Source organism: Polynucleobacter alcilacus (assembly GCF_018881545.1).
In the GTDB taxonomy this organism is placed as follows: domain Bacteria; phylum Pseudomonadota; class Gammaproteobacteria; order Burkholderiales; family Burkholderiaceae; genus Polynucleobacter; species Polynucleobacter alcilacus.
The window spans coordinates 1,294,922-1,315,998 of the sequence record NZ_JACVQD010000001.1 but is presented as its reverse complement, the minus strand read 5'-3'; the positions used below and the strand labels follow the sequence as shown (position 1 = coordinate 1,315,998).

Annotated in this window: 18 protein-coding genes, 6 tRNA genes and 3 rRNA genes; 6 read left to right on the top strand and 21 right to left on the bottom strand. The window is 46.7% G+C overall.

The window, feature by feature from the left end; genetic code table 11:
* Window positions 1-39 precede the first annotated feature (39 nt).
* From ICN45_RS06735 to ICN45_RS06700, 8 genes are all read right to left on the bottom strand, one after another.
* Window positions 40-114: transfer RNA gene (locus ICN45_RS06735), tRNA-Thr, on the bottom strand.
* Between the two features lie 21 nt (window positions 115-135).
* Window positions 136-209 (bottom strand) — tRNA-Gly (locus ICN45_RS06730).
* Between the two features lie 5 nt (window positions 210-214).
* Window positions 215-299: transfer RNA gene (locus tag ICN45_RS06725), tRNA-Tyr, on the bottom strand.
* Between the two features lie 105 nt (window positions 300-404).
* Window positions 405-518: ribosomal RNA gene (rrf, locus tag ICN45_RS06720) — 5S ribosomal RNA — on the bottom strand.
* A 105-nt stretch (window positions 519-623) separates the two neighbouring features.
* Window positions 624-3,497 (bottom strand): 23S ribosomal RNA (locus tag ICN45_RS06715).
* A 268-nt stretch (window positions 3,498-3,765) separates the two neighbouring features.
* Window positions 3,766-3,841 (bottom strand) — tRNA-Ala (locus tag ICN45_RS06710).
* A gap of 29 nt (window positions 3,842-3,870) precedes the next feature.
* A tRNA-Ile gene (locus tag ICN45_RS06705) sits at window positions 3,871-3,947 on the bottom strand.
* A gap of 58 nt (window positions 3,948-4,005) precedes the next feature.
* Window positions 4,006-5,538: ribosomal RNA gene (locus ICN45_RS06700) — 16S ribosomal RNA — on the bottom strand.
* The 16S, 23S and 5S rRNA genes sit together here with 5 tRNA genes alongside, the layout of an rRNA operon.
* Before the next feature lie 478 nt (window positions 5,539-6,016).
* On the opposite strand from ICN45_RS06700, the gene ICN45_RS06695 reads away from it, so the two are divergent.
* Window positions 6,017-6,673 carry a GNAT family N-acetyltransferase gene (locus ICN45_RS06695; RefSeq protein ID WP_216174733.1) on the top strand — a complete coding sequence of 219 codons (657 nt, stop codon included), beginning with the start codon at window positions 6,017-6,019 and terminating at the stop codon, window positions 6,671-6,673.
* Here the strand turns inward: ICN45_RS06695 and ICN45_RS06690 are convergent.
* From ICN45_RS06690 to ICN45_RS06680, 3 genes are read right to left on the bottom strand one after another with little or no spacing between them, the layout of a single operon-like run.
* Entirely contained in the window at window positions 6,670-7,020 is a 351-nt protein-coding gene (locus ICN45_RS06690; RefSeq protein ID WP_216174731.1) for a c-type cytochrome, read from the bottom strand. The genes ICN45_RS06695 and ICN45_RS06690 overlap by 4 nt on opposite strands.
* A 27-nt stretch (window positions 7,021-7,047) precedes the next feature.
* Window positions 7,048-7,695 (bottom strand): BON domain-containing protein, encoded by a 648-nt coding sequence (locus ICN45_RS06685; RefSeq protein ID WP_216174730.1) that lies wholly within the window; start codon window positions 7,693-7,695, stop codon window positions 7,048-7,050.
* Window positions 7,696-7,719: 24 nt separating this feature from the next.
* On the bottom strand, window positions 7,720-8,322 hold the full coding sequence (locus ICN45_RS06680; RefSeq protein ID WP_216174728.1) for a phosphoheptose isomerase: 603 nt from the start codon (window positions 8,320-8,322) through the stop codon (window positions 7,720-7,722).
* A 106-nt stretch (window positions 8,323-8,428) separates the two neighbouring features.
* Here ICN45_RS06680 and rsmI point away from each other — a divergent pair, with 106 nt between their 5' ends.
* A complete protein-coding gene (rsmI, locus tag ICN45_RS06675; protein ID WP_216174726.1) occupies window positions 8,429-9,334 on the top strand; it encodes a 16S rRNA (cytidine(1402)-2'-O)-methyltransferase in 906 nt (301 codons plus the stop codon).
* Between the two features lie 45 nt (window positions 9,335-9,379).
* On the opposite strand, the gene ICN45_RS06670 is transcribed toward rsmI, so the two are convergent.
* Entirely contained in the window at window positions 9,380-9,610 is a 231-nt protein-coding gene (locus tag ICN45_RS06670) for a hypothetical protein (RefSeq protein WP_255531113.1), read from the bottom strand.
* Between the two features lie 104 nt (window positions 9,611-9,714).
* Between ICN45_RS06670 and ICN45_RS06665 the strand changes: the two genes are divergently transcribed.
* From ICN45_RS06665 to gcvH, 4 genes are all read left to right on the top strand, one after another.
* Window positions 9,715-9,790: transfer RNA gene (locus tag ICN45_RS06665), tRNA-Arg, on the top strand.
* Window positions 9,791-9,980: 190 nt separating this feature from the next.
* Entirely contained in the window at window positions 9,981-11,015 is a 1,035-nt protein-coding gene (locus ICN45_RS06660; protein ID WP_216175659.1) for a fatty acid desaturase, read from the top strand.
* A 42-nt stretch (window positions 11,016-11,057) separates the two neighbouring features.
* Window positions 11,058-11,243, top strand: a complete 186-nt coding sequence (locus tag ICN45_RS06655; RefSeq protein WP_129560400.1) for a hypothetical protein — start codon at window positions 11,058-11,060, stop codon at window positions 11,241-11,243.
* 182 nt (window positions 11,244-11,425) lie between these two features.
* Window positions 11,426-11,815, top strand: coding sequence for a glycine cleavage system protein GcvH (gcvH, locus tag ICN45_RS06650; protein ID WP_255531112.1), 390 nt, complete (start codon window positions 11,426-11,428; stop codon window positions 11,813-11,815).
* Between the two features lie 5 nt (window positions 11,816-11,820).
* Here the strand turns inward: gcvH and priA are convergent, their stop codons facing one another.
* From priA to atpE, 9 genes are all read right to left on the bottom strand, one after another.
* Window positions 11,821-13,953 (bottom strand): replication restart helicase PriA, encoded by a 2,133-nt coding sequence (gene priA / locus ICN45_RS06645; RefSeq protein WP_216174722.1) that lies wholly within the window; start codon window positions 13,951-13,953, stop codon window positions 11,821-11,823.
* Between the two features lie 265 nt (window positions 13,954-14,218).
* Window positions 14,219-15,337, bottom strand: coding sequence for a uroporphyrinogen decarboxylase (hemE, locus tag ICN45_RS06640; RefSeq protein ID WP_216175658.1), 1,119 nt, complete (start codon window positions 15,335-15,337; stop codon window positions 14,219-14,221).
* Between the two features lie 9 nt (window positions 15,338-15,346).
* Window positions 15,347-15,763, bottom strand: coding sequence for a F0F1 ATP synthase subunit epsilon (locus tag ICN45_RS06635; RefSeq protein ID WP_216174720.1), 417 nt, complete (start codon window positions 15,761-15,763; stop codon window positions 15,347-15,349).
* 21 nt (window positions 15,764-15,784) lie between these two features.
* Window positions 15,785-17,185 (bottom strand): F0F1 ATP synthase subunit beta, encoded by a 1,401-nt coding sequence (gene atpD, locus ICN45_RS06630; protein WP_216174718.1) that lies wholly within the window; start codon window positions 17,183-17,185, stop codon window positions 15,785-15,787.
* A gap of 54 nt (window positions 17,186-17,239) precedes the next feature.
* A complete protein-coding gene (atpG, locus tag ICN45_RS06625; RefSeq protein ID WP_216174716.1) occupies window positions 17,240-18,109 on the bottom strand; it encodes a F0F1 ATP synthase subunit gamma in 870 nt (289 codons plus the stop codon).
* A 17-nt stretch (window positions 18,110-18,126) separates the two neighbouring features.
* Complete coding sequence (gene atpA, locus ICN45_RS06620) at window positions 18,127-19,668, bottom strand: F0F1 ATP synthase subunit alpha (protein WP_216174714.1); 1,542 nt, start codon at window positions 19,666-19,668, stop codon at window positions 18,127-18,129.
* Window positions 19,669-19,713: 45 nt separating this feature from the next.
* Window positions 19,714-20,250: a F0F1 ATP synthase subunit delta gene (locus ICN45_RS06615; protein ID WP_216174712.1), complete on the bottom strand. Its 537-nt coding sequence runs from the start codon at window positions 20,248-20,250 to the stop codon at window positions 19,714-19,716.
* Window position 20,251: 1 nt separating this feature from the next.
* Window positions 20,252-20,722: a F0F1 ATP synthase subunit B gene (locus tag ICN45_RS06610; RefSeq protein ID WP_216174710.1), complete on the bottom strand. Its 471-nt coding sequence runs from the start codon at window positions 20,720-20,722 to the stop codon at window positions 20,252-20,254.
* 63 nt (window positions 20,723-20,785) lie between these two features.
* Window positions 20,786-21,052: a F0F1 ATP synthase subunit C gene (gene atpE / locus ICN45_RS06605; RefSeq protein WP_028818346.1), complete on the bottom strand. Its 267-nt coding sequence runs from the start codon at window positions 21,050-21,052 to the stop codon at window positions 20,786-20,788.
* Window positions 21,053-21,077 lie beyond the last annotated feature (25 nt).

The window sequence follows — 21,077 nt, the reverse complement described above, 5'->3', positions numbered from 1 at the left end:
TAAACCAAAATCACAAATACACAATTAATAAACCAAACATGGTGCCCATGGGCAGGATCGAACTGCCGACCTCTCCCTTACCAAGGGAGTGCTCTACCACTGAGCCACATGGGCGAAATCTAATGCTGCAAATACTGGAGCGGGATAAGAGAATCGAACTCTTGACCGAAGATTGGAAATCTGCTGTTTTACCATTAAACTAATCCCGCACATCTGGTGGAGGGGGTAGGATTCGAACCTACGTAGGCATAGCCAACAGATTTACAGTCTGCCTCCTTTAGCCGCTCGGACACCCCTCCGCGAACCCAATATTCTGACTCCAAATGGAGCATCTGTCAATCACTCTAAACGCTTTGCACAAGTAAAAACGCCCAGACCTAAAAGGGTCTGGGCGTCGCATTGGTGCCCGGCAGTTACCTACTTTCACACGGGTAATCCGCACTATCATCGGCGTAGAATCGTTTCACTGTCCTGTTCGGGATGGGAAGGAGTGGTTCCAATTCGCTATGGTCACCGGGCGTAGAGGGTCGAGTTGCTGATAAATCAACAACTCTATTTGAGTAAGCATGTAATAAGGATGCAGATTAAATCTGGCAAACATCCAACACAATAGTGCTGGTTATAGGATCAAGCCTAACGGGCAATTAGTATCGGTTAGCTTAATGCATTACTGCACTTCTACACCCGACCTATCAACGTTGTGGTCTTCAACGACCCTTTATGTAGGTTAAACCTACGGGAGATCTCATCTTCAGGCAAGTTTCCCGCTTAGATGCTTTCAGCGGTTATCTCTTCCATTCATAGCTACCCTGCGATGCTTCTGGCGAAACAACAGGTACACCAGCGGAATGTCCACTCCGGTCCTCTCGTACTAGGAGCAGCCCCCGTCAAATCTCCAACGCCCATGGCAGATAGGGACCAAACTGTCTCACGACGTTTTAAACCCAGCTCACGTACCTCTTTAAATGGCGAACAGCCATACCCTTGGGACCGGCTACAGCCCCAGGATGAGATGAGCCGACATCGAGGTGCCAAACACCGCCGTCGATATGAACTCTTGGGCGGTATCAGCCTGTTATCCCCAGAGTACCTTTTATCCGTTGAGCGATGGCCCTTCCATACAGAACCACCGGATCACTATGACCTGCTTTCGCACCTGCTCGACTTGTCGGTCTCGCAGTTAAGCACGCTTTTGCCATTGCACTTTAGGTACGATGTCCGACCGTACCAAGCGTACCTTCGTACTCCTCCGTTACACTTTGGGAGGAGACCGCCCCAGTCAAACTGCCTACCATGCACTGTTCCCGACCCGGATAACGGGCCAAGGTTAGAACCTCAAATAAATCAGGGTGGTATTTCAAGGTTGGCTCCAACAGGACTAGCATCCTGCTATCAACGCCTCCCACCTATCCTACACAGACCGATTCAAAGTCCAATGCAAAGCTACAGTAAAGGTTCATGGGGTCTTTCCGTCTAGCCACGGGTAGATTGCATCATCACAAACATTTCAACTTCGCTGAGTCTCAGGAGGAGACAGTGTGGCCATCGTTACGCCATTCGTGCAGGTCGGAACTTACCCGACAAGGAATTTCGCTACCTTAGGACCGTTATAGTTACGGCCGCCGTTTACTGGGACTTCAATCAAGAGCTTGCACCCCATCATTTAATCTTCCAGCACCGGGCAGGCGTCACACCCTATACGTCCACTTTCGTGTTTGCAGAGTGCTGTGTTTTTATTAAACAGTCGCAGCCACCTTTTTATTGCAACCCTTTCGTCCTCCCCTTGTACAGAGTCAAACTACCAGGGCGTACCTTATCCCGAAGTTACGGTACAAATTTGCCGAGTTCCTTCTCCTGAGTTCTCTCAAGCGCCTTAGAATACTCATCTCGCCCACCTGTGTCGGTTTGCGGTACGGTCTTGTTAGACTGAAGCTTAGAGGCTTTTCTTGGAACCACTTCCAATTGCTTCGTGAATAAATTCACTCGTCTCACGCCCTTGAATTACGCTACCGGATTTACCTAATAGCCATCTCCAACGCAAGAACCGGGACTTCCAACACCCGGACAACTTTCCGCGATCCGTCCCCCCATCGCATCTAACAATGGTCAAGGAATATTAACCTTGTTCCCATCAGCTACGCATCTCTGCCTCGCCTTAGGGGCCGACTCACCCTGTTCCGATGAACGTTGAACAGGAAACCTTGGGCTTACGGCGAGGGGGCTTTTCACCCCCTTTATCGCTACTCATGTCAGCATTCGCACTTCTGATACCTCCAGCATCCTTTACAAGACACCTTCACAGGCTTACAGAACGCTCTCCTACCATCACATTGCTGTGATCCGCAGCTTCGGTTATATGCTTAGCCCCGTTACATCTTCCGCGCAGGACGACTCGATCAGTGAGCTATTACGCTTTCTTTAAAGGATGGCTGCTTCTAAGCCAACCTCCTGACTGTTTTAGCCTTCCCACTTCGTTTCCCACTTAGCATATATTAGGGACCTTAGCTGGCGGTCTGGGTTGTTTCCCTCTTGACACCGGACGTTAGCACCCGATGTCTGTCTCCCGTGCTTGCACTTGTAGGTATTCGGAGTTTGCTATGGCGCAGTAATCCGCAATGGACCCCACTACCATGACAGTGCTCTACCCCCTACAGTGATACACGAGGCACTACCTAAATAGTTTTCGGAGAGAACCAGCTATTTCCAGTTTTGTTTAGCCTTTCACCCCTATCCACAGCTCATCCCCTAACTTTTCAACGTTAGTGGGTTCGGTCCTCCAGTACGTGTTACCGCACCTTCAACCTGGCCATGGATAGATCAACTGGTTTCGGGTCTACACCCAGCAACTAGCGCCCTATTCGGACTCGCTTTCGCTACGCCTTCCCTATTCGGTTAAGCTTGCTACTGAATGTAAGTCGCTGACCCATTATACAAAAGGTACGCAGTCACCCCTTACGAGGCTCCTACTGTTTGTATGCACACAATTTCAGGATCTATTTCACTCCCCTCCCGGGGTTCTTTTCGCCTTTCCCTCACGGTACTTGTTCACTATCGGTCGATTACGAGTATTTAGCCTTGGAGGATGGTCCCCCCATATTCAGACAGGATTTCTCGTGTCCCGCCCTACTTGTCTCTAGCCTAGTACCACTCAATAATTTTCACATACGGGACTATCACCCTTTATTGTTGGACTTTCCATTCCATTCTGTTAATTACTGAGATATCACTAGAAGGCTCTTCCCATTTCGCTCGCCACTACTTTGGGAATCTCGGTTGATGTCTTTTCCTCTTGCTACTTAGATGTTTCAGTTCACAAGGTTCGCTTCTCATACCCTATGTATTCAGGTATGGATACCACAAAAGTGGTGGGTTTCCCCATTCAGAAATCCCCGGATCAAAGCTTATTTACCAGCTCCCCGGGGCTTATCGCAGGTTATAACGTCTTTCGTCGCCTGTAATCGCCAAGGCATCCATCATGTGCACTTATTCACTTGATCCTATAACGAGCACCATTGCTAGTACCTGTTACAGGTTTTACTTCTACTTCTGACATGTTTGCCGTAATCCAAACTGTAAGTACTTTGTTAAGAACTTGGTAAAACTCGTTTGTATTACTGATTGATGATTCAATCTTTACCCTTATTACATTGTCAAATGTCCTCTCAAAGAAACATTTGACACTTTGCTTACTCAAATTTTTAAAGAACAGCCATAAATGGCAAAACTAAACGATTAGGAAATCGCTTAGTTTTGACATTTAGATGATGGTGGAGGATGACGGGATCGAACCGACGACCCCCTGCTTGCAAAGCAGGTGCTCTCCCAGCTGAGCTAATCCCCCAACGTCCCACTAAGAATGTTTCTGGCTGGTGGTGGGTCTGGTAGGACTTGAACCTACGACCCCTGCGTTATCAACACAGTGCTCTAACCAGCTGAGCTACAGACCCGTGGCTTTTATTGTCAACCGATAAGTGTGGGCACTATAGCTCCAGCATCTTTCTCTAGAAAGGAGGTGATCCAGCCGCACCTTCCGATACGGCTACCTTGTTACGACTTTACCCCAGTCATGAACCCTGCCGTGGCAGTCGCCCTCCTTGCGGTTAGGCTAACGGCTTCTGGCAAAACCCACTCCCATGGTATGACGGGCGGTGTGTACAAGACCCGGGAACGTATTCACCGCGACATTCTGATCCGCGATTACTAGCGATTCCAGCTTCACGTAGTCGAGTTGCAGACTACGATCCGGACTACGATGCATTTTCTGAGATTAGCTCCCCCTCGCGGGTTGGCAACCCTCTGTATGCACCATTGTATGACGTGTGAAGCCCTACCCATAAGGGCCATGAGGACTTGACGTCATCCCCACCTTCCTCCGGTTTGTCACCGGCAGTCTCTTTAGAGTGCTCTTGCGTAGCAACTAAAGACAAGGGTTGCGCTCGTTGCGGGACTTAACCCAACATCTCACGACACGAGCTGACGACAGCCATGCAGCACCTGTGTTCACTTTCTCTTACGAGCACCTAATGTATCTCTACTTCGTTAGTGACATGTCAAGGGTAGGTAAGGTTTTTCGCGTTGCATCGAATTAATCCACATCATCCACCGCTTGTGCGGGTCCCCGTCAATTCCTTTGAGTTTTAATCTTGCGACCGTACTCCCCAGGCGGCTGACTTCACGCGTTAGCTACGTTACTCAGGATGAAAATCCCGAACAACTAGTCAGCATCGTTTAGGGCGTGGACTACCAGGGTATCTAATCCTGTTTGCTCCCCACGCTTTCGTGCATGAGCGTCAGTGTTATCCCAGGGGGCTGCCTTCGCCATTGGTATTCCTCCACATATCTACGCATTTCACTGCTACACGTGGAATTCTACCCCCCTCTGACACACTCTAGCTATACAGTCACAGGCGCCATTCCCAGGTTAAGCCCGGGGATTTCACGCCTGTCTTGTATAACCGCCTGCGCACGCTTTACGCCCAGTAATTCCGATTAACGCTCGCACCCTACGTATTACCGCGGCTGCTGGCACGTAGTTAGCCGGTGCTTATTCTTCAGGTACCGTCATTCCCGGACTGTGTTAGAGCCGGTGTTTCTTCCCTGACAAAAGAGCTTTACAACCCGAAGGCCTTCTTCACTCACGCGGCATTGCTGGATCAGGGTTTCCCCCATTGTCCAAAATTCCCCACTGCTGCCTCCCGTAGGAGTCTGGGCCGTGTCTCAGTCCCAGTGTGGCTGATCGTCCTCTCAGACCAGCTATTGATCGTCGCCTTGGTGGGCTTTTACCCCACCAACAAGCTAATCAAGCATCGGCCGCTCTAATCGCGCGAGGTCTTTCGATCCCCCGCTTTCCCCCTCAGGGCGTATGCGGTATTAGCACAGCTTTCGCTGCGTTATCCCCCACGATAAGGTACGTTCCGATGTATTACTCACCCGTTCGCCACTCGCCACCAGGTGCAAGCACCCGTGCTGCCGTTCGACTTGCATGTGTAAGGCATGCCGCCAGCGTTCAATCTGAGCCAGGATCAAACTCTTCAGTTCAATTCCTGTGATCCTTGCGGATCGTCGCACTCATTCAAGAAATTGACTTGGTAATAAAACCAAATCTTTTTACTGTCTATGAGTACTATTTGTTTACATCTGTCCCGAAGGACTGGATGCTTTCGCCTAGTACCCACAATTATCGGTTGACTAATTTTTAAAGAGGGCTGACTTGTTTGAAATAACATTCAGCAGAGAGGTGAGACTATAGCGTACTTATGAGGGGTCGTCAACACCTTTCGTAGTCTTTTTCTTAAAAAGAGCGAGGTTTTTACTGATTCTAAAAATAAAATGAATGAAATCAACGGCATGTCTTTTTGAAAAAAATTGAATTTTTTTCAATTTCTCTTGTTTTTACATAATTTTGAGCTCGGGTAGACCCTAGCAAGCTGCATTTTTGATGCTTTTTTCGCACATTGGCTGCATATTAATTAGGGAAAACCCTGTGATTTACATATAACCCTGCTACTATGTTTGCATGAACAATGAATTAGTAAATAACCGCTTGTCCAGAGCCCCCTATACGGCTGGACAAGCAGTTCCTGTAAGAGAGCTCCATGCCGGACATAGAGAAGAAATTCTTCAGCATCTATTGCAGCTTGGTGAGGACGACCGGCGCCTTCGATTTGGTACTCAAACACCAGATGAGGTCATTCAGCATTACGTAGAACGGCTGGACTTCAATAGGGACGCCATCTTTGGCGTCTTTGATTTGAATTTAAAGCTCGTTGGGATGGCGCATTTGGCTTATTTACCTGAAGTGAAGGGCAAAGCCCATGCCGCTGAATTTGGTGTATCCGTATTGCCAGAAGGGCGCGCGCAGGGCATTGGTACGGCCTTATTGCAGCGTTCAGCCGTTCATTCCCGCAATACCAACATCCAAACCCTATTTGTTCACTGCCTAGCCAACAATAAAGCGATGATGCATTTGGCACAAAAGGCTGGCATGTCGGTTGAATACGCCTATGGCGATGCTGATGCCTACCTAAAGCTGCCGCCAGCAAGTCCAGCCACTATTGTGGAAGAGGCTGCTAAAGAACAATGGGCTGATATGGATTACGCGCTGAAAGAAAATCTAAAGCGCTCAAATCAAGCTTGGTGGTGGTTCCTAGGCAGACCTGGACTGGCCCCTTAATTCTCATTTGGCGCGCCACGCAGGATCCAGCCCGCCAGTAGAGATAAATCTGCTTCGCTTAACTTAGCATTCGCAGGCATAGGCACAACCCCCCAAGAACCTGACCCACCTTTGGCAATTTTATTTTTCAAAAAAGTTTGCGCGTTACTGTCATTTTTATATTTCTGTGCAACGGATTGAAAGCTAGGCCCAACAATTTTTTTATTGTTTGCATGACAACCTAGGCACGCGTTTTGTTTTGCAATAGCAAATGCTTTTTGATCTTCGCTCCTTGCTTGCACATTCGGAAGATGCAATGCAAGCAGGGCAAATAAAAAAACTATCTTTACCGCTCTACATAAAGCCATTACTAACAATCTTGTCTAAAAAAATAATTAATTCTTTGGGGGGCTATCTGGCTGCGATTGATCCGCTTTGCCTTGCTTTTCAAGGCGCACTTTCTCAGCATCAGAAATAATGTCAAAGTAAACATACACATCTTTCACACCACTGGTATTGCTTGCGATTTTCTTTGCAAGATCAGCTTCGCTTTGCGTCAAGATGCCCATCAAATAAATACTGCTACCTTCAGCAACAATAGCCATTGAATTCGATGGCAACTGCTCAGTAAAAATCATTTGCGTTTTGATCTTCGACTCTAAATAAGAATCGTTAGCGCGTGATGTATAGCTGCTGTTGGGGCCAATAATCAATTCGTTAAACACGGAACGCGCATTCTTCATTGCCTTTGCATATGCCCCTGCCTCGCCTTTAATGTCAGCATCTTTTACTTCACCGGTAAGCAATACTTTTTGATTAAACGAAGTTACGTTGATATGTGCGTTGTCGCCAAATTTTTTGGCAAGCGCATTATTGGCCTCTAGCTCAATACCCTTATCGATAGCTTGTACTCCAGGGGTGCGACGATCCGCCATAATGGCTGCGCCAGCTGCAACACCACCAACGGCCACTACTGCACAAGATGAGAGTTGCAATACAGCAAGTGCAACTATTGCTAACTTACCTAGAGAATGAATTCGCATTGGGTATTTTCTTTATAAGATTGTTTAGTCGTACAACACGTGATCAACTCCATCGCATAAGGCGTGGAGTAAAACCAAATGGGTTTCTTGAATACGGGCAGTGCGAGTGGAGGGTGCACAAAGATGAATATCCTCTTGATCCAACAAGGTGGCAATCTTGCCGCCGTCATTACCCGTGAACGCAATAATTTTGATGCCCATCTTTTTTGCAGCTTCTATTGCTTTGACGACATTTTTAGAATTACCAGATGTAGAAATTCCTAAAAGGATGTCGCCTTTTTTTCCAAGGCCCCGCACTTGCTTACTAAAAATTTCATCGTAGCTGTAATCGTTGCCAACAGCAGTAAGGATTGAAGTATCTGTAGTAAGCGCAATTGCCGCCAGTTCTTCACGCTCACGCTCAAATCTACCAATCAGCTCTGCTGCAAAGTGCTGAGCATCGGCTGCAGAACCGCCGTTACCGCAAGCCATTACTTTGCCGCCAGCCCGCAAACATTTAACCATTGCCAGTATCCCAAGCGCTACGGAATCTGGAAGAACTTTCTCAGCCTCTTGCTTTACTGCAATGCTGTCTAAAAAATGTTGCGATGCGCGCTTGCGCAAACGTTCGATAGTGTCTTTATCCATGTCAATATTATGCGCCAAAGCTGCCATATTTTCTAATGCGGCCAGCTAAAGCAAAAGCAACGTATCCTCTTGTTTATTGAACATTCTTAGGTAAAAGATACCCTTCATGGATTTAGGCTCATTTGATTTTCTAAAACAACAGGATTTACCGCTTGGTTCCCTGTATATGATTGCCACGCCTATAGGCAACCTGGGCGACATTACTTTGCGCGCGCTACACGTACTTAATGCAGTAGACGGCATTGCCTGTGAAGATACGCGACATAGTGCGTCTCTTTTGCAGCAATTTGGTATTCACAAAAAATGTTTAGCACTTCATGAACATAATGAAGTGGGCGGGGCCCAGACTGTTATTCAACACCTAGCCAACAATGAGCGCTGGGCCTATATATCGGACGCTGGCACCCCTGGCGTTTCTGACCCGGGGGCAAGATTGGTTTATGAAGTTCAAAAAGCAGGTTTTCGAGTAATTCCTGTGCCTGGCGCAAGCGCTGTGTCTTGCGCGATCTCTGCTGCTGGTAAGGTCATGATGAACGCGGAAGGGCGCTTTCAGTTTTTAGGCTTTTGGCCGAATAAAACCAAAGAGCGCGATGCTTTGATACAAGATATTTGTAACAGTAAAAAAACCAGTATCTTTTTTGAGTCACCCCATCACATCCGTGAAACCCTACTTTTTTTAGCTAAGGCTTTAGAGTCAGATCGTCACATATTTATTTGTCGGGAGTTAACCAAAAAATTTGAACAGCTTGTTTCTCTTCAAGTCGCGGAGATTGCCGCATGGCTAGAAACTACCGAAAGCCTCAAGGGCGAGTTTGTTATTCTAGTCGCACCCCGCCAGGCTAAGTCTGATGAGGCTCCAGAGCATGCCACGCTCTTAGGGTGGGCAAATGCATTAAGCCCCTATCTCGGTAGCAAAGAAATTGCTGCAGTTTTATCGCAAGCATTAGGGCTAACTAAAAAAGAAGCCTATCAAATTGCATTGGATGCCAAAGATGAAAGTTCTGAGAAATAAAAAAGCTGGCATATAGCCAGCTTTTTTACTGAATGCTAAATATCTTTACTTCGCATCTGGTGCTTTACCATCCGCCGGAATGCTGGAATCTTGGAAATTGAGCTGTGCAACCGGCTTAATTAATTGCTCAGCAGAAGCTGAGCTGTCGCCGCGCTTGCCATTGTTTACAAACACCAATAGCAACAAAATAATGATGAGGGGCACAAAAAAACTGGCAAAAACTATGATGATCAGCTGTTTTGGGGTTTTAATTAGATTTCCGTGCTCGTTGCTCATAGGAATTTCTTATTTGGCGGGTTTTAGAGTTGATTTGCAAAGATTATAACTAGAGAGCAGGGGTATAGACACTTACAATAGCGAAGTTGCCAGTTTTTGCTCTGGCGCCCGTAGCTCAGTGGATAGAGTATTGGCCTCCGAAGCCAAGGGTCGCAGGTTCGATTCCTGCCGGGCGCGCCAAAACAAAGGGGGTTTTTGACCTACATCATGCACAGAAAAACAAAAACCACTATCATTTGCGTCTAACTTATTGATTCTTATCGTGTCTACAAATCTAAATTCAGCCCTTTCAGAGCCCTCTCTGACAAACCCCTTGTCCCCTGAGGCACCATTACCTCACCGAAAAATCATTCGGAGCTGGTTAATCCCCATGGCGCAGGGCGAAACTGGGCGTGCAATTATGCTTCTCTTCATTGATGCTGCTTTATGGCTTGCCTGTATTGCTGGCACGATCTTTGTTGAAAATATTCTGCTCAAAATAATATTTGGCTTAGTAGCCGGCTTTGTGACTGGACGCATTTTCATTCTGGGCCATGACGCATGCCATCAAAGCTTCACCCCCAATCGTGAACTCAATAAAATATTGGGGCGCATTGCATTTTTACCTTCACTTACCCCCTATAGCTTATGGGACGTAGGTCATAACGTAGTGCATCACGGGCAAACAAACCTCAAAGGATTTGATTTCGTTTGGGCGCCTTTATCTAAAGAAGAATTTGACGCCTTACCCACATGGCGTAAGGCTCTAGAGCATCTTTATCGTAGTGGCTGGGGTCCTGTCTTCTACTACCTCATTGAGATTTGGTGGAGACGTGAGTACTTCCCAAATGCTAAAAACAAGCCTGGCGATCGCCCGATTTTCTTAAAAGACAACTTGTTAGTTACGGGTTTTGCAATTGTGTGGATTGCTTGCCTTGTTGCTGGCGCCATTACTACTGGTCAATCCATTTGGCTTGGTTTAATTACTGGCTTTGTTGTGCCCTTCCTGTTTTGGAACGGCATGATTGGATTTGTGGTTTATGTTCACCACACCCATCCATCTGTTTCTTGGTATGACAAAAAATCTGAGTGGTTGCGTGCGCAGCCCTTTGTGTCAACCACAGTTCACCTGACTTTTAACTGGATTTGGGGCTCTTTGATGCATCACATCATGGAGCACACTGCCCATCACGTTGATATGAGCGTGCCTTTGTATCGCCTGCAGGAAGCCCAAAATACCCTTGAAACCATCCTGCCAGATCGTATTTTTGTGCAAAAGTTCTCCTGGAACTGGTATTTCGATACGGCCCGCAAATGTAAGCTCTATGACTTTGAAAACAAGGCTTGGCTTGATTTTGATGGCAATAAGACTGCTGATTCTGTCCGAGTTGTCCTAAGCCCAGCCCCAGTGGGACAAAACGGGTAAAATAGATCTTCTGTACATAGATTTGCCTTACCCGGATTGCCCATGACTACATCGACTCCAGCCGCTACCCAAGACACCTCTCAGAGCCTCAAGTTTTGCTCTTCTTGCAGTCGCGAAAAACGACTCGAGGGTGGTACATGGATTCCAACTAGCAATCGCAAGCAACGCTGGATTTGCGCCAGCTGTTTATATAACCGTACGCACCGTACTGGTTCAGCAAAAACCTAGATTACAGTTTTAAATCCGAGGGTAAAAATACTTCGGCATCATTACGGACCTAGGCTCTAGCCCATGTCCAAAATCAAAGCGTATTGTTTGCTCATGGTTATGAGATAGGCAGATTAATTCACATTTTGAATAAGCGCTAGTTGTATGTCAGTCAACATAGAATGCACCTTGAGGATAAAACCATGAATAGCCAAGATACATTTAAATTTGCTGAAACACATGAGTGGGCCGACATAGAATGCGATGGCTTAGTTTGGGTCGGCATTAGCAACCATGCTCAAGAGGCACTGGGCGATGTCATGTTCTTTCAAGCGCCGAAACTTGGCCAACAAGTAAAGCAGGGTGAAGCCATTGCCGCAATTGAATCTGTAAAGGCGGCCAGTGACATTCATGCGCCTATTAGCGGAGAAATTGTTGCCCTGAATGAAGCAATGGATGCCACACCTGAATTAGTAAATGAAAAACCTTATGGTGTCTGGTTATTCAAAATCAAACCTCATGAGGGTAATCTTGCTGCTGAACTAGCTCAATTAATGGATCTAGACAAATACAATTCTACTGCAGGTGGATAAGAAAATTAGATGTTGATTGGATCGCGTTCGATCAACCAACGCACACGCGTTTCTTTGCTAATGCGTCCTTGAGATTTTTCCCGTAAGTCAGCATCAATCGCCTCGAGTACTTCTTGCAACTGCTTGCGGCTGTCAGATTCAATCACAAGCTGTGCGCGCTCCGTTCCAGCCACGCGCATTACCGCCTTTGGCACTGGGTCATAAATCCTTAGTCCTTTATTAATAAGGCTCTTGGTCTTAAGGCGCCCTTTAAGGTCGCTTAGAAATTGAATTGACCGGTCTAAACTCTTCGATTCTGCATGCACTAAAGCCTGGTATGAAAACGGGGGCAGTCCAGCCTCTTCTCTCTCCTTGGCGGTATGAGATAGAAACCCATCAACATCATGACGAAGCAGGTACTGGAATACAGCCGACTCTGGATATTGAGTTTCGATATAAATTTCGCCACCCGCTTGACCATCCTTACCCGATCGCCCAGCGCGCCCAGCGACCTGAACCAATTGTGCAAATAAACGCTCTGCAGCCCGGAAATCCTGAGAGAACAATCTGCTATCTGCATCCAAAACACCAACCAATCCAATGTTTTGATAATCATGGCCCTTAGCAATCATTTGGGTACCAACGACAATATCTACCTTGCCTTCATGAATTTCCTGAAATAACTCTTCAGCGCCCTTGCTGCTTCTGCTTGCATCTGTATCCACTCGTAGCACTTTGGCATCAGGCCACATCCCCTCCAAGGTATCTTCAATTTTTTGTGTTCCTTGGCCCAATGTTTTGAGATCTGCATTTCCACAATCTGGGCAGTGGCTAGGAATTGCCTTAACCAAACCACAATGATGACAACTTAATACGGGCTTTTTTCCTAAAGCGCCTGCCTTATGCATCACCATATATGAGCTACATTGTTGACATTTGGATAACCATGTACAGGCCCCGCAACTGAGCACTGGCGCATAGCCCCTGCGGTTAATGAGTATTAAACTTTGTTTTTTATTGCTGAAGTTTTTACTAATTGCATGGGCTAAGGTTTTGCTAACGAGGATTTTTTCTTTTGGCTTATCCAAATCGCCAGGGCTATATTGATTTCGAGGATCTCGCGTATTAATAAGATGTACGGTGGGCAGATGAGCGCCCTGAGCTCTTTGATCTAAGCGTAGATACTCATAACGGCCGGCCTTTGCTGCTGACCAGGTTTCAAGAGAGGGTGTCGCGGAAGAAAGCAAGATTGGTATCTTCACATCATGTGCGCGCCAGATTGCAAGGTCCCTGGCAGAATACCGAATTCCGTCTTGTTGTTTATATGAAGGGTCGTGCTCTTCATCAACAACGATTGCGCGTAAATTTGGTAGTGGCACTAAAGCGGCTAATCTTGTCCCTAAAATAATTTGGGCGCTTCCGGTAACAGCTTCGTACCAAGCAATGCCTCGCTCTTTCTCAGTTACTCCACTATGAAGGACGGCCATTTTTTTCTCAGGAAAATAGGCTCTAACGCGTCGCTCTAACTGCGGTGTTAAATTAATTTCGGGGACCAGCAATAAGACTTGCGATGTGCTGTTCTCTAAAATCTTCCTCAACCAATTTAGGAAGACTGCAGTCTTACCGCTGCCGGTTTGTCCCTGCAAAAGAAAGGGCTTGAACTCTGCTTCATTGCTGCTGCATTGGCGTAATTTATCTAGCGCAGATTTTTGCTCTTCATTGAGAGCGGCTTCTCCAATAAAGCCATCGCTAGGAAGCGCCTGACTATTTTTCTTTTTTTTCTCTATTGCAGCCGCTAATTTTTTAGGGATCTTTTCCCAATCAAGCCACTTTTTCCACATCAGTGGAATGGTTGGAATAATAGTTTCCCCAAGGGCGTGGATGTAATACTGGCTTGCAAAATTCATTAGCCTTAAAGCTGCTGGATCCATCGGTGGAAGAGGGGCCACCTGGTTTACTGACTTCAGCTTATCTATTTCAAAATCAGAGTGAGTGCTTACTTTAATTACCACCCCGACCAATGAAGAACTTCCAAAGGGCACTTCCACAATATGTCCAAGCACAGGAGCAAGCCCTAACTTTTCAAGATCCCACAAGTAATCGAAGCCCTGGGTCAAGGGCTTATCAACCACTACTTGGACCACAACTGGTAAGGGCATTATTTACATCAATCTTCTGTTTTGCTTGTGGATAAGTCTGTGGATATCATCTAAGGATTTTGATTTATAAGCTAATTTATCAGCTAAGGGCTGATGCACCAGTTTCGAGCTTATTTTAAAATTTATCATATAAATCAGTAGCTTATAAGCAACTTCGAAAGTTAATGTTTATATTTATTCGCAATCTTCATGAATTTTGACTTGAGCGCCTATCTGTGCATAACTTTCGTCATCATTTTAAAACCAAGTTAGCGCCCACTTATCTTTACTGCTTTGATCTAAGGGCTCTAGATCGTTGGATCACCGTTTCCGCCAATGCATTAACACTTTCAGGCGGGGTAAATTGCGATATTCCATGTCCCAAATTGAAGACATGTCCATCTAATGGATGAAGACCTGGTTTGAGGGCCGGCGCACTGGCCAAATCCTCAAGAAGGAGATTTGCCTGCTCTGCAATTTGCTCTGGTTCAGAGAACAGAATCAGGGGATCTAAATTACCCTGTATTGCCAAAGGCTTATTTAATGCAAGCAACTGTTTTCGCGCCCGACTCAGTGACATCGTCCAGTCAATTGCAATGACATCGGCGCCTACTTGCGCCATATCGTTTAGCCAAATTGCACCGCCCTTGGTAAACATAATCACGGGGATCTTTCTGCCTTCGTGCTCACGTGGCAATAAAGCAATCACCTTTTGCATGGAGGCTAAAGACATCTTTTGGTACCAGCCATCTGGAAGCATTCCGCCCCAGGTATCAAAAATCATCAGCGCTTGTGCACCTGCTTTTACTTGTTCAATTAAGTAGGCCGCCACAGATTGTGCATTGATATCCAGAATATGTTGCAACAAATCAGGACGGCTAAACATCATGGTCTTAGCATGACGAAAATCGTCGGAACTTGAGCCATCAATCATGTAGCAAGCTAAAGTCCATGGGCTTCCAGAAAAACCAATCAAGGGGACCCGCTGTTTACCATCCTGCATTAGCGCTTTGCGAATTTCTGAAACAGCATCAAATACATATTGGAGCTGACTCATGTCGGCTACGCGTAATTTTTTAACCGCCGTCTCATCACGTAGCGGATGATCAAAACTGGGGCCCTCACCAGCCGTAAATTTGAGGCCCAATCCCATGGCATCCGGGATAGTCAAAATATCAGAGAACAAAATCGCCGCATCCAATGGATAACGATCCAAAGGCTGAAGTGTTACTTCAGTAGCGTATGCAGGATTTTTTGCTAGCCCAAGAAAACTTCCAGCTTTTGCACGTGTGGCGTTGTACTCTGGGAGATATCGACCGGCTTGACGCATGAGCCAAAGCGGAGTTTGATCAACCGCTTCGCCCAGGCAGGCCCTTAAAAACCGATCATTTAACAGCAAGGAGATGGCCGGTAATTACTTTTTACGACGGAAGCGGGCAATTGCAGCAAGCTGTGCAGCCGCCATGGCAAACTCGGACTGAGCCAAAGCCAAATCAAAGTCGGTACCACGGTTTTGCATCGCCTCTTCTGCGCGTTTTTTTGCTTCCAATGCTTTTGCTTCATCAAGATCGTGCCCACGAATAGCAGTATCAGCCAATACTGTGACGCGATCTGGCTGAACCTCTAAGTAGCCGCCAGCAACAAACACAAACTCTTCCTCGCCATCAGCCTTTTCAATGCGAACAGAGCCCGGACGAATGCGTGTAATCAATGGAGTATGGCCACGCAAGATGCCGAGCTCACCACCTTCGCCTGGAAGGGCTACAAATTTAGCCTCTCCACAGAAAATGGACTTCTCGGCACTCACTACGTCGACATGGATGTTTGACATAATTTCCTTAGATGAGTTCGATTAAAGCTTCTTAGCTTTCTCAATGGCTTCATCAATTGAACCCACCATGTAGAACGCTTGCTCAGGCAAGTGATCCAATTCACCGCTACAAATCATCTTGAAGCCGCGGATGGTTTCTTTCAATGGTACGTATTTACCTGGTGAACCAGTAAACACTTCGGCAACGTGGAAAGGTTGTGACAAGAAGCGCTGAATCTTACGCGCACGTGATACAGCCAATTTGTCTTCTGGTGACAATTCGTCCATGCCCAAAATTGCAATAATGTCGCGCAATTCTTTGTAACGTTGCAATGTCATCTGTACATCACGGGCTACTTCATAATGCTCTTGACCAACCACTTGTGGGTCAAGCTGACGGCTAGTGGAGTCCAATGGATCAACCGCTGGATAGATACCCAAAGCAGCGATGTCGCGTGACAACACCACGGTGGAGTCTAAGTGCAAGAAGGTTGTCGCTGGTGACGGGTCGGTCAAGTCATCTGCTGGAACATAAACAGCCTGAATAGAGGTAACAGAACCCGTCTTGGTTGAGGTAATGCGCTCTTGCAATTTACCCATCTCTTCAGCCAATGTAGGCTGATAACCCACAGCAGAAGGCATACGACCAAGCAAGGCAGAAACCTCAGTACCCGCCAATGTGTAACGGTAAATATTGTCAACGAAGAATAAAATATCACGGCCTTCGTCACGGAATGCTTCAGCCATGGTCAAACCAGTCAACGCAACGCGCAAACGGTTGCCTGGAGGCTCATTCATCTGACCAAACACCATCGCTACTTTGTCGATAACGTTAGATTCTTTCATCTCGTGGTAGAAGTCATTACCTTCACGAGTACGCTCACCAACACCAGCAAACACGGATAAACCAGAGTGTTGCTTAGCGATGTTGTTAATCAATTCCATCATATTCACAGTCTTACCGACACCGGCACCACCGAACAAACCAACCTTACCGCCTTTGGCAAATGGGCAAACGAGGTCAATCACCTTAATACCGGTTTCGAGCAAGTCAACGGAAGGAGAAAGTTCATCGAACTTTGGTGCTGGCTGGTGAATCGCGCGACGCTCTTCGGTAGCAATCGGACCTGCGTCATCAATTGGGCGACCCAAAACGTCCATGATGCGACCCAAAGTTGCAGGACCAACCGGAACAGAAATTGGCTTACCAGTAGATTTCACTTCCATGCCACGACGCAAACCATCGCTTGCACCCATGGCAATTGCGCGAACTACACCATCACCGATTTGTTGCTGAACTTCAAAGGTCAAACCTTTTTCAGCAAATGATTTTTCACCACTATCAACTAATGTCAGCGCATCGTAGATGCTTGGCATTTTGTCGCGTGGAAACTGAATGTCCACCACTGGACCGATACATTGCACGATATTTCCGTTACTCATCGCTATCTCCGCTTTTAATTCCTGAATTCTTTCATAGTCCTAAATGCTGACCGCTTAAACCGCAGCCGCTCCGCCAACAATTTCAGACAGCTCTTTAGTAATAGCAGCTTGTCGTGTTTTGTTGTAATCCAATTGCAATTCGCCGATCACATTCTTCGCGTTATCTGAAGCGGCCTTCATTGAGACCATGCGAGCAGATTGCTCAGAAGCCATATTTTCGGCAACCGCTTGATAAATCATTGCTTCAACATAACGCTTTAATAGACCATTCAAAATGGACTCTGCGTCAGGTTCGTAGATGTAATCCCAAGATGGGCCTGCTTTGTCTTCAGGGGTCAGATGGGATGGCTCCAAAGGCAAAAGCCTCTCCAAAACCGGCTCTTGTTTCATTGCGTTTACAAAGCGGGTATATGCCAAATAAACAGCATCAATCTCACCACGCTCAAACGCTTCCAATTGGGCAGCAATTGCGCCAATCAAAACGTCTAAATGCGGGGTATCGCCGATTTGAATTGTTTGAGAAAGGAGCTTTGCTTTAGAGCGGTTCAAAAACTGCAGGCCTTTTGAACCAATTGCGGTATACACAATCTCAATATTATTTTCCTGCAAATCGCGCACTTGGTTAGCAATTAAACGCAAGACGTTGGTATTTAAACCGCCGCACAAGCCTTTGTCTGTTGTAACCAAAATGGTGCCAGCCCTTTTCACTTCACGAGTAGCCATGTAGGCAGGGCGGAACTCCGGATTAGCTTTGGAAAGATTGGCAACAATCTCACGAATTTTCTCGGCATAAGGGCGCGCATTACGCATGCGCTCCTGGGCGCGACGCATCTTGGATGCGGCAACCATCTCCATTGCCTTCGTGATCTTGCGCGTGTTTTGCACGCTCTTGATCTTTGATCGTATCTCTTTTGTGCTTGCCATGATTTATACGGGTCCTCTTAGAAAGAGGCTGAACGCTTGTAGTCCTCAATTGCAGCACGCAAAGCAACTTCGTCATCTTTGCTCAGATCTTTGGTTTCTTCAATACGGCCTACTAAATCAGCGTATTTAGATTTCAAGTGATCTTGCAAACCTTTTTCGAATGGCAATACGTTCTTCACTTCGATGTCATCGAAAAAGCCATTGTTCACCGCATAGAGTGAAGCGGCCATTTCCCAAACTTGAAGTGGCTTGTACTGCGCTTGCTTACACAACTCTGTAACGCGACGACCACGCTCGAGCTGCTTACGAGTTGCTTCGTCAAGGTCAGAGGCGAACTGAGCAAACGCTGCTAATTCACGATACTGCGCTAAGTCGGTACGAATACCGCCAGACAATTTTTTGATGACTTTAGTTTGTGCAGCGCCACCAACACGAGATACAGAAATACCGGCGTTGATCGCAGGGCGCACACCAGCGTTGAACAAGTCAGTCTCCAAGAAGATCTGACCATCGGTAATCGAAATCACGTTGGTTGGAACGAATGCAGAAACGTCACCAGCTTGAGTTTCAATAATTGGCAGTGCAGTTAAAGAACCTGTTTTGCCTTTTACTGCGCCGTTAGTAAACTTCTCAACATACTCAGCATTTACACGAGCAGCACGCTCGAGCAAGCGTGAGTGGAGGTAGAACACGTCGCCAGGATAAGCTTCGCGGCCTGGAGGGCGACGGAGCAACAAGGAGATTTGACGGTAAGCAACTGCTTGCTTGGTCAAGTCATCGTAAACAATCAATGCATCTTCACCACGATCGCGGAAGTATTCGCCCATAGTACAACCGGCGTATGCAGAGAGGTATTGCATTGCTGCAGATTCAGAAGCGCTTGCTGCAACAACTACAGTGAACTCCATCGCGCCCAATTCGGTGAGCTTACGAACCACGTTAGCAATAGTGGAAGCTTTTTGGCCAATCGCAACGTAAACGCAATAAACGCCTTTACCTTTTTGATTAATGATCGCGTCAACCGCAACCGCAGTCTTACCAGTTTGACGATCGCCAATGATCAACTCACGCTGACCACGGCCAATAGGAACCATTGCATCAATCGCCTTCAAGCCTGTTTGTAGTGGCTGGCTAACAGATTGACGTGCAATAACACCTGGAGCAACCTTTTCGATAAAATCAGTTAACTTGGTATTGATTGGGCCTTTGCCATCAATGGGTTGACCGAGTGCATTTACAACACGGCCAAGCAATTCTGGGCCCACTGGCACTTCCAAAATACGTCCCGTACATTTAACTGGATCGCCTTCTTTAATGTGGGTGTATTCACCCAACACCACAGCGCCAACTGAATCACGCTCAAGGTTCAAAGCGAGGCCAATAGTATTGTTCGGAAACTCCAACATTTCGCCCTGCATAACGCCTGATAAGCCGTGTACGCGGCAAATACCGTCAGTCACTGAAATGACAGTGCCTTCGTTACGAGACTGGGTGTCAACACCCATTTCGCTAATTCGGCTTTTGATCAGCTCGCTGATCTCGGAAGGATTGAGTTGCATTACTTACTCCTGGGTCTTATTTCGTATGTTCTTAATAGGGATAACTTATGCGCCAAGACTTGCTTGCATTTGAGCTAACCGTGCTTTAACTGAACTATCCATCACTTCATCGCCAACCTGAATGCGAACTCCGCCAATCAGTGTTGGGTCAACTTGAATAGTTGGGCGCAATTCTTTACCCCCAAAGCGCTTCTTCAAACTTGACAACAAATCATTTAACGCAGAACCCTCTAAAGGGAATGCGCTGGTAATCATTACTTCTGCTGCACCTTCGCTCTTATTCTTCATTGCCTCAAATTGGCTAGCAATTTCAGGAACTGCGGACAAGCGGTGGCTTTGATTCACAAGATTCAAAAAACTGGCTACCCTGGGATCCAACTTGGTTTTAACCATGCCGGAAAGCAATTTACTTAAATCATCGGCGGATACTTTTGGGTTATTGGATAAGCTAGCAAGCTCTGGCAAAGCGGCAAGCTGTGCCAACTCATTTAGCTGCTCCAAATATCCCGCAAGTTCAGCAGGCTTGGCACTTTGAAAAAGTGCTTCAGCATAAGGACGGGCAATAGTGGCTAATTCAGCCATATCAAAGTTCTGCCTTTAGTTGGTCAAGTAATTGGCCATGCGCCTTTGCATCAACTTCACGACGCAAAATTTGCTCAGCGCCTTTCACAGCAAGTACAGCCACTTCAGCACGCAACACCTCGCGGGCACGAGTCACTTGCTGGTCTGCGTCTTGCTTAGCTTGCGAAATGATTCGAGCGGCTTCTGCTTGTGCATTTGCACGAATTTCTTCGGCTGACATTTGTGCACGTTTTTCTGCTTCAGCAACTCTTTGCACGCCTTCTTGACGCGCTTTGGTTAGTTCTTGCTCTGCTTCATTGCTGGCCAATGCAAGCGCTTCTTTGCCGCGCTCAGCAGAAGCTAAGCCATCAGCAATTTTGCTTGAACGCTCATCTAACGCCTTAACTAGTGGTGGCCACACGAAGCGTGCAACAACCCACCATAAGACGAAGAAAACGATCATTTGCGCGAATAGGGTCGCGTTCAGATTCACGATATTCCTTTCAGTATTGTTGAGAACAGTAGGATGACCCGATGGTCATCCACATCAAAACAATTACTTAATAACAGCGAGCAGTGGGTTTGCGAAAGCAAACAACATTGCCACACCAACGCCGATCAAAAACGCAGCGTCAATCAAACCAGCCAAAAGAAACATTTTGGTTTGTAATTCATTGATCAATTCTGGTTGACGGGCCGCGCCCTCAATGAACTTACCACCCATTAGGCCAATGCCCAAACAGGCTCCTAATGCGCCGAGGCCGATGATGAGGCCAATACCGATAGCGGTTAGTCCTTGAATGTTGGCTAAGAATGCTTGCATGTTTACTCCTAAGTATTGAAGGTGA